Source organism: Microbacterium sp. TPU 3598 (genome assembly GCF_002356155.1).
Taxonomy (GTDB): Bacteria; Actinomycetota; Actinomycetes; order Actinomycetales; family Microbacteriaceae; genus Microbacterium; species Microbacterium maritypicum_A.
Genome location: NZ_AP017975.1, coordinates 258624 through 273033, shown reverse-complemented (window position 1 = coordinate 273033; position 14410 = coordinate 258624). Strand labels below are relative to the sequence as shown.

Below are 14410 nucleotides of genomic sequence, written 5' to 3'. Positions count from 1 at the left end.
CACTCACCTCAACCAGGTCTCGAGGTTCGCGGCGATGAAGGCGTCGTCGTTCAGATCGGGATACGCGAGACGCACCCGTGCGATCTCCTCCGCCTGCCCCGGCGAGAGACCCTCGGCGGGGTCGAGGCACCAGGTGCCATCGAGCAGCCCCTGCTGGCGGAGCATCTCGTGCACGCCGGCGATGACGCCGTGGAAATCGTTGCCCGGATCGAACACCGCCTGGTTCACGTCGACCATGTCGGAGGCGATGAGGCCCAGCTCGCGGTAGGCGTCCTCGTCTCCCCCCATCGCCCGCTGCGCGCGTTCGAGCAGCGAGACGGCGGCACGTGTGCCCACGGCCCACTGGCCGAGCAGCCCACCGACGAACCGCAGGGTGCGCGGACCGGTCGGCGAATCCACGTGGAACTCGGAGAGCAGGTCGGCCACGATCGCGTCGTCGTTGCCGGTGTAGAGAGCGATCTCGTCGGCACGGCCGGAGGCGGCGACCCCGCGCACCAGCTCCAGCGTGCGGTAGCGGTCGAAGGGAGCGGCCTTGACGGCGACGACGGCCGGGATCGAGGCGAACTCGCGCCAGAAGTCGCGATCGAGCACAGGTCCACCGATCGCCGTCTGCAGGTAGAAGCCGACCACCGGCAGCACCTCGCCCACCGCGCGGGCGCGTTCGAGCAGAGCCCGCTCGTCGGCACCGGCGACGCGAGGGCTCACGAGCACGGCGTCGTAGCCCAGGTCGCGGGCGAGCTCCGCTTCGGCGACCGCCTGGGTCGTGCCACCGGCAACACCGGCGATGCGCACCACGTCGGCATCCGCGCGGGCATCCAGCTCCTCCGCGGCGAGCGCGAGGACCGGTTCGAACAGGGCGTGCTCCGGATCGCGGATCTCGAACTGGGTCGTGTGCACCCCGACCGCGATGCCTCCGGCCCCGGCGTCGAGGTAGTAGCGGGTGAGCGCGCGCTGACGGCGTTCGTCGATGCGTCGCTCGGCGGTGAGGGCGAGCGGATGCGCCGGGATCACGGCGCCACGGGCGAGGGTCGCCGCGGCCTCCGGGCGCAGAGGGGGAACGGTCATCAGAACTTCCCGTCCCGCACGGCCCACTTGGTCGGCTTGGCGATCATCGGCAGCTCCTTCTCGATCCAGTCGGCCTGGAGGCCGATCAGGGTCTCGGCGGAGACCGCCGGGTATCCGAACAGCGCCATGCACCGGCGGGCGTCGCTGAGCAGCGCGGTGGGCTGCGGCTCGTCGACGATCTCGACCTCGCGGTCGAACAGGGTGCCGAAGCGACGGGCGATCGATTCCACGCTCAGCAGCTCCGGGCCGGTGAGGTTGATCGTGAAGGGGTCGGTCGAGGCGTGCACGAGGCTGCGCAGCACGACCTCGTTCGCGTAACCCTGCCAGATCACGTTGACGTTGGCGGTGGCGACCGACACGGGCTGTCCCGCATGCACGGCGCTGCCGATGTCGGCGAGCACGCCGTAGCGCAGGTCGACGGCGTAGTTCAGGCGGATGATCGCGACCCTGGTGCCGCGCTCCTGCGCCCCGAACTCGAAGACGCGCTCACGTCCCAGGCACGACTGCGCATACTCGCCGATGGGTGCGGGCTGCACCTCTTCAGACGCTCCACCCGAAGCCGCAGGAAGGAACGGGTAGACGTTGCCGGTCGAGAGCACCGAGATCGCGCTGTCGCGGTAGCGGCGGGCGACGCGGTCGGGCAGCGCGGCGTTGACTTCCCACGCCCACGACGCGTTGGTCGCGGCGCCGAACTTCGCACCGACCATGAACACCACGTTCGGGGCATCCGGGAGGGATGCGAAGTCGTCGTTCTCGATCAGGTCGAACGGGACGACCTTCACCCCGGCGCTCTCCAGGCGCTCGCGGATCGCGGCGTCTCCGAAGCGGGAGACGGCGTAGACCGTGTCGCCCTGGCGTCCGGCGGCATCCATCCCGCGGCGCGCGAGCATCGCCAGGGTCGGACCCATCTTGCCGCCGGCGCCGAGGATCACGAGGTCGCCCGCACCGCGTGCGAGATCGGCGATCAGCGCGGCGCTCGGTGTCGCGAGCGCCTCCTCGAGTTCCGCCTCGGAAGTGAACTGGTGCTGAGTCATGTGGTGCTTTCCCTTCTTCTCAGCCCTTGATGCCCGTACCGGCCACGCCCTCCTGCACGTACCGCTGAGCGATGAGGTACGCGAGGAAGATGGGCAGCAGTGCCACGACGGATCCGGCGAGCATGGTGCTCAGCGGCACGTTCTGCTGCTGCAGCGACGAGATGCCGACGGTGAGTGTGAACATCGCGTTGGACTTCGCGATGATGAGCGGCCACAGGAAGTCGTTCCAGTGCCACAGGAAGACGAAGATGCCGAGCGTCGCCAGGATCGGCTTGCACAGCGGCAGCACGATCCGCAGGAAGATGCGGAACTCCCCTGCGCCGTCGATGCGTGCGGCCTCGAACAGCTCGTCCGGCAGCCCCTGGATGAACTGCCGCATCAGGAACACGGCCTGTGCGTTCGCGAGCGACGGCAGGATCAGGCCCCAGTACGTGTCGACGCCACCGAGGTTCGCCATCAGGATGAACGTCGGGATGAGGGTGACATGGAACGGCACCATCACCATCGCGAGGAACGACCAGAACATCACCTCCTTGCCGCGGAAGCGCTTCTTGGCGAACGCGTAGCCGGCGAGCGCCGAGAGGAACAGCACCGCGACGACCGAGACGAGCGAGTAGATGAGGGTGTTGCCGAGCCAGCCGAGGATGTTCTGCCCGGCGAGCACCTGCTCGTAGGCGTCGAACGAGATGTCCTGGAAAGGCAGCAGGGAACCCGGGAGCTCGACGACCATGCCGGGCTTCAGGCTCAGCACGACCATCGCGTAGAAGGGGAAGAAGCTGAGGATGCCGGCCAGGCTCAGCCAGATCCATCGCCCCACGATCCCCCAGCCGGTGGGCTGCAGCGCGCGGTAGGCGCGGCGCTGCTTCGTCGACGTCTTCGGCGGCGTCGCCGGGGTCTGGGTCGGCGGCTGCAACAGAGCGGTCATTTCTGCTTTCCGATCACCAGGCGCTGGATGAGCGCGACGACGAGGGTCATGACGAACAGGGCCACACCGATCGCGGCCGCGTAGCCGTAGTCGAAGTAGCGGAAGCCCTGGTCGTAGAGCATGTAGACGAGCGAGTAGCTGGCGTTCGCCGGCCCGCCCTGGGTCATCACGTAGATGACGTCGAACACCTGGAACGCGGCGGTCGTCTCGATCACCGCCAGGAAGAAGAACGTCGGCCGCAGCACCGGGAGGATCACGTAGCGGAAGCGCTGCCAGGCGTTGGCGCCGTCCATCAGCGCCGCCTCTTCGAGCTCGCGCGGCACGTCCTGCAGCGCGGCGATGAGGATCATCATCCCGTAGCCGAATCGCGACCAGACGCCGACGACGACGATCGCGGGGATCACCAGGACGGTGCTGCCGAGCCAGGATCCGCCGAGACCGAGGGGCGCCATCAGCGCCGACCAGGGTCCGTTCGCGGAGAAGATCCAGACGAAGATCGACCCGGCCAGCACGAGCGAGGTGATGACGGGGAGGAAGAAGATCGAGCGGAAGAAGCGTGCGCCGCGGAAGGCCCGACGCACGCCGAGGGCCATCACGGTCGAGAGCACCAGCGCGATCGGCACGGCGCACACCGTGTAGATGAGCGTGGTGCCCATCGCCCGCCAGAACAGCGGGTCGGCGATCATGCGCTGGAAGTGGTCGAGACCCCGCCACGAGATCTCACCGGTGATGTCGTAGTCGAAGAAGCTCAGCGCGACTCCGGCGATGCTCGGGCCGAAGCGGAAGGCGATGAACAGGAGGAAGGCGGGGAGCACGAACAGGAACGCGATCCGCGCCTCTCGTCGTGCGAGCACCCGCGTGACTCGCCCTGCGGGCTTCTTCGCCGTGGTTGCCGTCGTCATCAGTGGTACCTCACGTGGGGGGAGTGAAGGGGTGCGGGGGCGTGCGGAGTTCGGGCTCCGCACGCCCCCGAGGTGTTACTTCTTGACCAGCGGCGCCGCGGCGGTCGCGGCATCCTTCAACGCGTCCTCCGGCGACTTGTCGCCGAGGAGCGCTGCCTGGATCTCCGGGGCGAGCACGCCCATCAGCGCACGGGACGAGGCGTTGAGCTCGCCGACCGTGGTGTCGGGAACATACTTCTCGACCTCGCCGAGCAGCGGGTCGTCCGCGTACAGCGGCTCGGTGGTGCTGAGTGCGGAGAAGTAGCCGGCGGCCTTGAGGTACGGCTCGACGACGTCGGCGCCGGTGGCGTACTCGACGAACTTCGCCGCCGCGTCCTGCGCCTTGGAGCCCTTGAGCACCGAGAGCGATCCGACCGTGCCGTAGGCCACGGACTCCTTCTCGGTCAGCGGCGCCATGACCTTGACGTTCTCCTCGCCCCAGAAGGGCACGACCTCGTTGACCGCGTTGTTCCACGTGCACGCGACCTTGCCCTGGGCGACGGCGGTCTGCTCGAGCGGGACGTTGGTGGTGAGCGCCTCGGGGTCGAGAGCACCCGCCTCGGCCAGGTCGGTGAGGAAGGTGAGCGCCTGCACGCCTTCCTTGCTGTCGAAGCCGACGTCGCCGTCCTTCGTGTAGACCTCGCCACCGGCCTGCCACAGCAGCGGGTAGTAGGTGAGGTTGAGGGTGTTCTCCGCGGATGCCGGGTAGTTCAGGGCGTACATGCCCTTCTCGGTGAACCGGGGGGCCATCGCGGTGACGTCGTCCCAGGTCTCGGGGTACTCGGTGACGCCCGCGGCCTCGAACGCCGCGGCGTTGCAGATGAGCGGCTGCGCGCTGGTGAGGATCGGGGCTCCGAGGATGTCGCCGTCGAGCGTGACCGACTTCTTCACGTTGGGCAGCAGGTCGTCCTGACGCTCCGTGCTCAGCAGGTCGTTGAGCGGGGCGATCGACTTCTGGTACGCCGCGAGCTGATCGGGGATCAGGTAGACCACGTCGGGTCCCTTGCCGGCCGCGATCGCGGTCTGGAGAGCCTCGTCGCGGTTCGCCCACGGGAAGATCTCGTACTTCACGTTGATGTTCTCGTTCTGCTTCTCGAAGTCGGCGATCGTCGAGTCCCAGAAGTCCTTGTGCACCGCCTCGTCGGCGATGACCGGGTAGAGCCAGACGGTGATGTCCTGCTCTCCCTCTGCGGTGTTGCCTCCGCCGGCCGAACATCCGGCCAACAGGGTGGCGGCCGCGATTCCCGCGACGACGCCGGTGATCTTGCTGACGCGCATGGTGCTCCTTTGCTTATACCGTGCTGAGTACGGTTCATTATGACACTGCAATGGGATAATTCGTCAAGTACAAGTTCTCAGAGCCATGTTTCCGCCGTGTTTCCCGTTCGAGAACATCAAAGCTTGATCTGAGAATTGGGTGTGCTAATTTGATCGCACCCGACGACGGAGATGAGGAAGGGACCGCACATGGCCGTGAACAGCCCGCTCTCGATCGTCGCGCGATCCGCTCTGCAGCTGCGCGACTCGGGGCCCGCGACCGTGAACGATCTGTCCCGCTCGCTCGAGATCTCGCGCACGTCGGTCGAGAACGCGGTGACCGTGCTGGCCGACTCGGGCCTGATCGTCGACGCCCCCGCCCAGAACGGCGGCGGTGCCGGTCGCCCCGCCCGTCGCTATTCGTTCCACGGTGCCGCCGGGACCGTCGTGGGCGTCGACATCGGTGTCGCGAGCGTTCGCGTCGTGCTCGCCGATCTGTCAGGGGTCGTGATCGCGCAGCGCAGCTACTCCGGTGTGGCCGAGCAGCTCGACGGCGCAGCCAAGCTCGCGGCCGTGATCGACGACGTGCGCCGCACCCTCTCGGTCGTGTCGATCCCCACATCGAAGGTACGAGCGGTCGGGGTCTCGCTCCCCGGCATCGTCGACGATGCGGGACGCGTGACCACCTCGGTCGTGATCCCGGAATGGTCGGGCATCGACATCGGCTCGCAGCTGCGGCACGCGTTCGGCTGCCCCGTCGCGGTCGACAACGGGGTGCGGCTCGCGGCCGTCGCCGAGCACCATCTCGGGGTCGCGCAACTCGTCGACGACGTGATCTACCTGTCCGTCGGCAACCGGATCGCGATGGGACTGATCCTCGGCGGACGACCGCGCCGCGGCATCCACAACGCCGCGGGCGACATCGGCCGCCTCGCCTTCCGCGGGCTGAACACCGAGACGGGCCAGATCACGTGGCGCACCGCCCCGACCGCCGCCGAGGTGTTCGCTCTGGTCCGCGGGGGCGATCACGCCGCACAGCAGGAGCTCGACGCCTTCATCGACGAGCTCGCGCACGGCATCGCCACCCTGACCATGACGGTCGACCCCGCCATGATCGTGATCGGCGGCGGGCTCTCCGCCGCGCACGAGCAGCTGCTCGATCCGCTCCGGGCGGCCCTGCCCGGCCACCTGGGCCTGCCCTTCCAGGTGCCGATCGCCGAAGCACGGCTGGGCGCCGAAGCCGCCGCGCACGGAGCCGTCGTGCATGCGTTCCAACGGCACGCCGCCGAGATCTACGGCATCGAGGACATGCCGGCGCCGCCCATCACCCCGCGGCCGCTCGAACCGGTGGGGGCGGAAGACCCCGTCATCGACACAACCGAGGAGAAGCAGTGAGCACGTTGAAGGTCGGACTCATCGGCGCGGGCGGCATCTCCCGCGTGCATGCCGACGCCTGGCGGGCGCTCGGGGCGGAGGGGTACGTCACCTCTCTCGTCGGAGCGGAGGAGATCGCCGAGGAGTACGGATTCGAGCTCGTGCCCGACGTCGACACCCTCATCGGGCTGGTCGACATCGTCGACATCGTGACCCCCAGCAGCACCCACGCCGACTTCGCGCAGCGCGCCATCGCCCGGGGACTCGACGTGATCTGCGAGAAGCCGCTCGCAGCGACGGCCGAAGCCGCGGCGACCGTGGCCCGATCCGCCGAAGAGGCCGGGGTACGACTCTTCCCGGCCCACGTCGTGCGGTACATGGGCGAATACGCCCAGATCAAGGCCGGCATCGACGCCGGTCGCATCGGCACGCTCGCCGTGCAGCGGTTCAGCCGTGCCGGCTCCGCCCCGCAGACGCCGTGGTTCTTCTCCGAACGCGCGGGCGGGGGCGTCATCCGCGACCTGATGATCCACGACATCGACCAGGCCGTCTGGTTCGCCGGTCCCGTCGCGAGCGTCTACGCAGTGCAGAACCCGCCGACGATCGACGACCGCGTTCCCGCCCCCGTCACGTCGCACGTGGTGCTCACGCACCGCAGCGGCGTCATCAGCCACATCCACGGCAGCTGGGTCGCTCCGGGCATGCCGTTCCGCACGAGCGTCGAGGTGTCGGGCTCCGAGGGGCGCCTCCGCTACGACAGCGCCGAGGACCATGCGCTGCGCACCGACGCCGTGCTCCCCGCGGGCGACGCCGACTACCTGCCGCCGATGTCTCCGCAGGAGAGTCCGTACTACGCCGAGATCGCCGACTTCGTCGCCGCGCTGCGCGAGGGGCGGGAGGCGAGGGTCAGCCCTGCGGACGGCATCGAGGCGGTCGCCGTCGCCGAGGCCGCATACGCGTCGATCGCTTCCGGCGCCCCCGTGGCGCTGTCCGAACACCGCGCTCCTGAACATTTCGCGCCCGATGCCGAGGAGGCCGCCCGATGACCGCTTCCGCCCCGCTGCGCATCGCCGTGCTCTCGTTCGCGCACACGCATGCCCTCAGTTATGTGCACGCGCTGCAGACGATGCCGGGAGTGGAGCTGATCGCGGCCGACCCCGACGGCGCTTCGGCTCCCGACGACGCCCCTCGCGGCGCAGACCTCGCGTCCGAGCTGGGCGTCGCCTACGTCGAGACCTACGACGAAGCCTTCGCCTGGAAACCGGATGCGGTCGTTATCGCCGCCGAGAACTCCCGGCATCGTGCCCTCGTCGAGCGCGCGGCCGCCGCCGGGGTGCACGTACTCTGCGAGAAGCCGCTGGCCACGACGGTCGCCGACGCGATCGCGATGCGCGAGGCGTGCGACCGCGCCGGCGTGATCCTGATGGTCGCCTACCCGGTGCGGTTCGCGCCGAGCGTGCGCGAGGCGATCGCCGAACTGCGCAGCGGCCGTCTCGGCACGGTCCTCGGCGTCACCGGCATCAACAACGGCAAGCTGCCGCAGGATCGTGCCTGGTTCACCGATCCGGAGCTGGCCGGAGGCGGCGCGCTGGTCGACCACGTCGTGCACTGCGCCGACCTGCTCGACCAGCTGCTGGGTGAGCGCGCCCAGTCGGTCCGCGCCGTGTCCAACAGCATCCTGCACGCGCAGAGCGAACTCGACGTCGAGACCGGCGGACTCGTGACCATCCGGTACCCGAGCGGGGTCATCGCCACGATCGACTGCTCCTGGAGCTGGCCGATGAGCTCGGCCACCTGGGGTGGACTCACCCTGCAGGTCGTCGCCGAGCGCGGCACGGTCACGGTCAGTCCCTTCGCCAAGGGGGTCGCCGGGCACGATGCGCACGGCGAGACCTGGAGCCCGGTCGGCGCCGACCTCGACGCGCTGCTGCTCGACGAGTTCGTGCGCGCCGTGAGCGAGGGGCGCCAACCGCAGCCAGACGCCGGCGTGGGCATCCGCACGGTCGAGATCGCCACGGCCGCGCAGGCCTCCGCCGCCCGCGGCGGCGCGGTCATCGCCCTCTGACGCGCCTCGCGACGGACGATAACCACAGCCGCGGACACAGCCGTCACGAGCTCACCCGAACCGAGCGGTGAGCTCGTGAACCTGGTCACGGTTGATCGTGCAGGTCCCGGCGTGCGACAGCACTCCGTCTGGCGTCGTCTACTCCTTGCAGAAGTAGGCGACGTCGGAGGCGAACGCGGTCCCGCGCTCCGCAAGCTCCTGGGATATCTTCGTCGCATCCGCCCCGGCCGGCAGTGCCCTGATATCCACTGCGTACCCGTCCATGGCTGTCGCGTAGTCGGGAGTCAGACCGGAGTCGACATCCTCTTGTCCGCTGATGAACGCCTCGCGGATCTTGTCGACCAGCGAAGCCGCAGCTGCGGGGTCGGACTTGACGAGTTCGGAAGCCCTCTCGAGATCAGGCACCACGTCGGCGGCGACCTTCTTGAGAGCCGTGCACATGGCGAGCTCCGCAGTGCTGAGGGTGCTCGCCGACGTGCTCGTCGGTGCCCCCGTGGGCGACCCTGCGGGTGCACCCGAGGAACTGGTGCACGCGGCAAGCAGACCCGCAGCCAGAACCAGTCCACCGAGAGCTGCTGCTGTCTTCGTCTTCATGAGATGACCTCCGGTCCTCGACGTTCGCATCATCCGGATGGACACTCACTGAGCGTGATGCGTAACGTGTTACGCGATCATCCCTGAACCGGACTATGCATCTGCCGAGGCCGCGAGCGAACGGCCGGTCGGAGCGCTCCCGACCGGCCTTCCTCGACGCTCCCGCCTCGGTCCGCGTCAGCTCACGTGTCCGTTCAGATCAGCTCACGTCGTGGCGAGCCCCGCGGCGCCCGCGGAGGACGAGCCCTGCACCGACGGCGATGACCAGCACGGCGCCCACGATGCCGCCGATCGCGACTCCGCCTCCCGTAGTCGCAAGGCCGGCAGCGGGGGGCGGGACCCGGTCGTGCGTGGTCGTGCAGGCGGTGCTGCACCCCGGGCTGGTGACCGTGTTGACGAGGTCACCGTCACCGCGCGTTCCCACGGTCACCGAATACGTGATCGTGACCACGTCGCCCGCTGCCAGGTCGCCTCTCCACGAGAGCGTCCCCGCGGCCGCGTCGAAGGATGCGGCACCGGCAGAAGCGGAGACATCACCGTTGTAGGCGGCATCGTCCAGCACCTCGGCGAGATCATCCTCGAGCACCGCTCCGGGAACGGCCGCCAGGCCGCGTTGGGTCACCGTGAGCGTGTAGGCGATGACGGAACCCGCCGCCACCGAGCTGCCAGACCGGGGGTCCGACCCCTTGGTCACGGTGTAGCCGCCGACCGGTGTCTCCGTGGTGTCCGGAGGGGTGATGACAGGGGGCTTACCCGGGGGCGTGCCTGTCCCCGTCGCCGTGTTGACCACCGCGCCCGCGGCGAGATCGGCCGGCGTGATCGTATAGGGCCGGTCCGCCGTGCACACCACCGACTCCGCCGGGGCGAGCGCGTCCGGATCGCAGGTGATGCCGATACCTGCAGCAGCGAGCCTGTCGTCGTCGATCGTGAGTCCCGTGAGCGGAGTCTCGCCGGTGTTGGTGAGTTCGAACTCCCACGTGATCCGGTCGCCCACATCGTCGTAGCCGTTTCCATTGGCGTCGACGACTCCGGTGACCCTCTTGTCGAGGCTCATCCCGGGCACGAGCGGGTCGTTGAACACGGTGCAGACCACGGCGACGCCGGCGATCTGCGGAATCGTGACGCTCCCCGACGGACCGGTGCCGGAGCCGATCGTGGCCCCCGCGGGTCCCTGCGCATCGACGCACTCCCAGCGGGATCCGTAGTCCGCGAGAGTCGTCGTTCCCGCGGCGGTCTCGCCGAAGTCGTAGGTGGCGTTCGGCTGCACGATCACCGATCCGGCGGTCTCGGCCGGCGACTGCGTCTGCAGCCCGGGCTCAGCCCCCTCGGTGACCCCGATGCTGCCTGGTCCCGGCACGATGCCGCCGCCGGTGATCGAGAGGGCGAACTGATCGGTGGGCTGCACCCGCCCCGCCACGTTCTTCTGCACCGTCAGGGTCGGCGGCGCACCACAGGTCGCGAAGTCCGTCATGTTCGAGGCGACGGCCCCCGAGACCGGCACGTTCCCGACCAATGCCCCGGTGGTGGCGTTCACCCGGAGGATCGGTCCCGCGCCTCCACCGATGTACACCTCGCCGGTCCCACCGAAGGCGATGGCGGCATAGGTCACACCGGCGACGGGCTCGATCGTCGTGAGCAGCGACGAGGTGAGTGCGGAGTTCGACCCCGTCGAGGGGATCGAACCGTCGACGCGGATCAGCGCACCACCGGTCGGTGTGCTGCCCACGATGTACATCTGACCGAGGGTGTCGAACGCGAAGTCGCTGTTGGTGAGCGCGATGCCGTCGGGCAGACGGATCGTCGAGGCGACGCCTCGATTCGTGTTCGTCACGGGGTCGTAGACGGCGATCTGGTACTCGGTGCCGCCGGCGCCGATGCCCCCGTAGTAGTAGAGCCCGCTCGTCGGGCTCACCGCCCCGCCGACGGCCGAGTAGCCCGTGAGCACCTGGGCCGGTGTGGAGTCGAAGGAGTCGGTCGCGAGCGTGTAGTCGTACACGGTCCCCGCCTTGGTGAACAGGAAGTTCCCCCCTCCCGGCGCGATGCCCAGCTGATTGACGACGTTGTCACCGGGAAGGTCGACCAGCGCGGTCGCCGCCCCCGTCGTCGCATCGATCTGCCAGAGATCGCCGTCACCCGCACCCTGGTTGGTGACGTAGACCGTCGACCCCGTGCACTGCAGGACCGGCGCCGCCTGAGCGGCGGGTGCGGCGGCGATGGAGGCCCCGACGAGCCCGGCCGACACCATCAGCACGGCGGCGATCCCACCCCGCAGACCGCGGGCTCGAGGACGACTGAGGGCAGCGGACATGGAGTCTCCTTCGTGCGGCGCATCGCCCGCACACACCGGGCGCACGAAGAGGCTGCGCCGGGAGTGGACGGATCGATGCGGAAAGGGGCGACGCCGGACTCTCCGCATCGCTTCGAGGTCCGATGCTACTAGCAGGTAACGTGCTACTCCACCTCTCGGCGAGCAGAATACTGCTCTGATCGGGGGCAGGAGCGCGACCGGGAAGCCTCACAGCAGACAGGAGTATGCTGACGTGTTGGGTCGTTCGGCCCGAAGAGTCCCGAAAGGCGGTGATGGCGATGTCCGGTGATAGTTACGACGCCGCCTTCGCTGCGTCGCGACTCCCTGCGCTCGCGCGTTGACCTTCCGGTCCGCTTTCGCACGTCCTTCTCCGCAGCCGTCGGCGGCGTCATCCGCCCCCTGACGAACCCGCGCACGGAGCTCTCTGCTGCCGTGCACCTGCGAGAACGGAGCCGCATCATGGCGCTCATCGACAACGGCGTGTACGTCCACGGACGTCGCGTGGAGACCCCCAAGAACCTGGACGAGACCTACCGGATGCTGGATGCCGCCGGGGGCATCGCGTGGATCGGCCTGTACCGGCCCAGCCCCGAAGAGGTGGCGTCCGTCGCTCGCGAGTTCGACCTGCATCCCCTCGCGGTCGAGGATGCGCTCTCGGGGCACCAGCGCTCGAAGGTGGAGCGCTACGGCGACACCCTGTTCGCGGTGCTGCGTCCGGCTCGCTACCGCGACGAGCAGGAGTCGATCGAGTTCGGCGAGCTGCACCTGTTCGTCGGCCCCGACTTCGTGGTGACGATCCGGCACGCCGAGTCGCCCAACCTCGCCGCCGTGCGCGCACGCATGGAGGCGAACCCCGAATTGCTCGCGATGGGGCCGGAGGCCGTGCTCTACGCGATCCTCGATGAGGTCGTCGACGGCTACGAGCCGATCGTGGCGGGTCTGCTGAACGACATCGACGAGATCGAGGACCAGCTCTTCGGCGACGGCGACGACGACAGCGCGCTCTCCCGCCGCATCTACGAGCTGTCCCGCGAGGTCATCAACTTCCAGCGCGCCGTGCACCCGCTGAACGGGATGCTGGAGTGGCTGCGTCGGGGATCGGCGAAGTACCGCATCGACGAGGAGCTGCAGCGTTCGCTGCGCGACGTGCTCGACCACACGATCCGCGTCAACGAGAAGATCGACTCGTTCCGGGCGATCCTCGAGAACGCGCTCACCGTGCACTCCGCGCTGGTCGCACGCCGCCAGACCGAAGCCGGGCTCGCGCAGAACGACGAGATCAAGAAGATCTCCTCCTGGGCGGCGATCATCTTCGCCCCGACGCTGGTCGGCACGGTGTACGGGATGAACTTCGACGTGATGCCCGAGCTGCACTGGGCCTTCGGCTACCCGATGGCCATCGGCGCGATGGTCGCGTTCGCCGTCGGCCTGTTCGGGGTGTTCAAGTACAAGAAGTGGCTCTGACCCGACGGCCTCACCCGAGTGGCTCACCGGTGCTGATGAAGCGGGGGTCGTTGCGCCGGGCGAAGCTCCGGGCGCTCTGCGCCGACAGGGCGAGCAGCACGAGGATGTCGAGCGCGACGCTCGCGAGCGAGGTGCGGAACGTGACGGGGATGCCGGCGTTCCACCAGTCGAGGAAGACGACGATGATGCTGAGCGAGGCGAAGCTCATCGCCACGATGCGGGCCCAGTTCGACCCGGCGAACACCAGGCCGGCGAGCACACCGTAGAACAGGTACCAGACGCCGAGCGCGCTGAACCCGACGATGAGGAGGACGTCGGCGACATCCGGCGGAACCAGCACGGTTCCGTCGCCGGTGGAGAAGATCTCCTCCCTGATCGCCGTCCAGTTCAGCACGTAGACGAGGATCGAGACGAACCCCCAGATCACCCGGAGCGACATCAGCACCGTGCCGAGGCCGGTGGCCAGAGGACGCTTCACGACAGACCCCGCAGCTCGGTGACCGGCGCCTCCTCGACGGCCTCCTCCGCGGCATCCGCCGACCGCGCCTGCACCACGCGGCGGAGATCGACCACGGGCAGATCGCCATCGGTGTGGATGCTGTCGCCCCCGCCGTTTCGGGAGTGGTATCCCGTGGAGAAGTCACGGATGATGACGATGCGCACCCCGGTGTGCGCCTCGCGAAGAGTGCGGACGATGTGATCGCGTTCGATGTCGATGTCCGCATCGATCTTGTGGGTGATCTGCAGGGTGAACAGCGAGAACCCGACCGCACGGTCGAACGTGCCGGCGACCACCCAGTCGACACGGTGCCCACCTGGCAGCATCCAGCCGTCAGGGCAGCGCCAGAATCTGACATGGTGCCGCTTGGCCGGGTTGCCCTCGACCTCCTGCTGATAGGCGAGATCCTGCCGTCTCCCGAACAGGAAGAGCGGGCTGACCGGGGCCTCGTCGTAGCTGCGCCTGAGCATGGTCGACGACACGATGCGCCAGGTCGACACGGCCGTGATGTCATCGGCGCGTGTCCACCCGGCCTCGGCCATACACCGGGTGAGCTGCTCCTCGGTGCCGAGGACGGCGAGGTTCACCGGGTCTCCGAGCAGGCCGTCGCTCGTTCGCGCCCGCCCGATGAAGTAGCTGGGCACGTAGATGCGCGTGAGGATGGAGTGCAGTCTCGGCAGCACGAGGTAGGCGAGGATCAGCCAGAACGCCACCGCGAACCCGATGGCCCACCAGCCCCACGAGAACGCCTCCGTGATGATGAGATACGCGAGCCAGATCGCGGCGAGACCGGCGAACACGAAGAAGACGTCGTCGAGAGCCGCGTTGACGGAGAACCGTCGGCGCGGGACCAGAGGGTCCCGCCGCTTGATCGGTTCCGTCAT

13 protein-coding genes are annotated in these 14410 nt (G+C 68.7%); 4 read left to right on the top strand and 9 right to left on the bottom strand.

The features are described from left to right. Window positions 1-3: 3 nt before the first annotated feature. The 5 genes from MST3598_RS01185 to MST3598_RS01165 form a co-directional block, all read right to left on the bottom strand. Window positions 4-1065 carry a dihydrodipicolinate synthase family protein gene (locus MST3598_RS01185; RefSeq protein ID WP_021200221.1) on the bottom strand — a complete coding sequence of 354 codons (1062 nt, stop codon included), beginning with the start codon at window positions 1063-1065 and terminating at the stop codon, window positions 4-6. Next, window positions 1065-2099, bottom strand: coding sequence for an NAD-dependent epimerase/dehydratase family protein (locus tag MST3598_RS01180; protein ID WP_021200220.1), 1035 nt, complete (start codon window positions 2097-2099; stop codon window positions 1065-1067). The genes MST3598_RS01185 and MST3598_RS01180 overlap by 1 nt, the downstream gene beginning before the upstream one ends. A gap of 19 nt (window positions 2100-2118) precedes the next feature. After that, on the bottom strand, window positions 2119-3024 hold the full coding sequence (locus MST3598_RS01175; protein ID WP_021200219.1) for a carbohydrate ABC transporter permease: 906 nt from the start codon (window positions 3022-3024) through the stop codon (window positions 2119-2121). Then, the gene (locus MST3598_RS01170) at window positions 3021-3926 is read right to left on the bottom strand and encodes a carbohydrate ABC transporter permease (protein WP_021200218.1); all 906 of its coding nucleotides are present in this window, start codon (window positions 3924-3926) and stop codon (window positions 3021-3023) included. Before MST3598_RS01170 ends, MST3598_RS01175 begins: the two co-directional genes overlap by 4 nt. Window positions 3927-4001: 75 nt before the next feature. Further along, complete coding sequence (locus MST3598_RS01165; RefSeq protein ID WP_021200217.1) at window positions 4002-5243, bottom strand: ABC transporter substrate-binding protein; 1242 nt, start codon at window positions 5241-5243, stop codon at window positions 4002-4004. A 189-nt stretch (window positions 5244-5432) separates the two neighbouring features. Here MST3598_RS01165 and MST3598_RS01160 point away from each other — a divergent pair, with 189 nt between their 5' ends. From MST3598_RS01160 to MST3598_RS01150, 3 genes are read left to right on the top strand one after another with little or no spacing between them, the layout of a single operon-like run. After that, entirely contained in the window at window positions 5433-6617 is a 1185-nt protein-coding gene (locus MST3598_RS01160; protein ID WP_029258869.1) for an ROK family transcriptional regulator, read from the top strand. Continuing rightward, window positions 6614-7642 carry a Gfo/Idh/MocA family protein gene (locus MST3598_RS01155; protein ID WP_029258868.1) on the top strand — a complete coding sequence of 343 codons (1029 nt, stop codon included), beginning with the start codon at window positions 6614-6616 and terminating at the stop codon, window positions 7640-7642. Before MST3598_RS01160 ends, MST3598_RS01155 begins: the two co-directional genes overlap by 4 nt. Then, a complete protein-coding gene (locus tag MST3598_RS01150; RefSeq protein ID WP_029258867.1) occupies window positions 7639-8661 on the top strand; it encodes a Gfo/Idh/MocA family protein in 1023 nt (340 codons plus the stop codon). The genes MST3598_RS01155 and MST3598_RS01150 overlap by 4 nt, the downstream gene beginning before the upstream one ends. A gap of 138 nt (window positions 8662-8799) precedes the next feature. Here MST3598_RS01150 and MST3598_RS01145 read toward each other — a convergent pair whose 3' ends face one another. Continuing rightward, window positions 8800-9255, bottom strand: coding sequence for a hypothetical protein (locus MST3598_RS01145; RefSeq protein WP_029258866.1), 456 nt, complete (start codon window positions 9253-9255; stop codon window positions 8800-8802). Between the two features lie 199 nt (window positions 9256-9454). Next, window positions 9455-11563 carry a DUF7927 domain-containing protein gene (locus tag MST3598_RS01140; RefSeq protein ID WP_029258865.1) on the bottom strand — a complete coding sequence of 703 codons (2109 nt, stop codon included), beginning with the start codon at window positions 11561-11563 and terminating at the stop codon, window positions 9455-9457. 459 nt (window positions 11564-12022) lie between these two features. Between MST3598_RS01140 and MST3598_RS01135 the strand changes: the two genes are divergently transcribed. Next, window positions 12023-13027 carry a magnesium and cobalt transport protein CorA gene (locus MST3598_RS01135; RefSeq protein ID WP_029258864.1) on the top strand — a complete coding sequence of 335 codons (1005 nt, stop codon included), beginning with the start codon at window positions 12023-12025 and terminating at the stop codon, window positions 13025-13027. A 10-nt stretch (window positions 13028-13037) separates the two neighbouring features. On the opposite strand, the gene MST3598_RS01130 is transcribed toward MST3598_RS01135, so the two are convergent. Continuing rightward, complete coding sequence (locus MST3598_RS01130) at window positions 13038-13505, bottom strand: hypothetical protein (RefSeq protein ID WP_051667879.1); 468 nt, start codon at window positions 13503-13505, stop codon at window positions 13038-13040. Beyond that, window positions 13502-14410 carry an LssY C-terminal domain-containing protein gene (locus MST3598_RS01125; protein WP_051670977.1) on the bottom strand — a complete coding sequence of 303 codons (909 nt, stop codon included), beginning with the start codon at window positions 14408-14410 and terminating at the stop codon, window positions 13502-13504. The genes MST3598_RS01130 and MST3598_RS01125 overlap by 4 nt, the downstream gene beginning before the upstream one ends.